The 251-nt window shown below is 68.5% G+C and carries 1 protein-coding gene; it reads left to right on the top strand.

The window, feature by feature from the left end; all coding sequences use genetic code 11:
• Positions 1–40: 40 nt before the first annotated feature.
• A partial coding sequence (locus IF89_RS40255; RefSeq protein ID WP_267882132.1) for a transposase occupies positions 41–251 on the top strand: 211 nt, incomplete at its 3' end.

Below are 251 nucleotides of genomic sequence, written 5' to 3'. Positions count from 1 at the left end.
TCTGACAATGGATCTTGTGGGTCCGAGGAAGGGTGTCCTGGTGGGACGTAGGTCTCCGTATCCGGAGGAGTTCAGGAACGATGCGGTCGTGTTGTGGCGTGCGGCTGCGGGTCGGCGTACGTATGCGGCGGTCGCGGCGGACGTTGGGGTGGCCGGTGAGACGCTGCGGAGCTGGGTGCGGCAGGCCGATGAGCTGGCGGGCCGTGGGCCTGGCCGTGATGGCGAGGCAGCCGAGGGCCGGAACGAGGAGT

The sequence above is a fragment of the Streptomyces sp. NRRL F-2664 genome (genome assembly GCF_000719345.1).
Classification (GTDB): Bacteria; Actinomycetota; Actinomycetes; order Streptomycetales; family Streptomycetaceae; genus Streptomyces.
The sequence above is the reverse complement of the archived record's forward strand: the minus strand, read 5'-3'. Positions and strand labels throughout refer to the sequence as shown.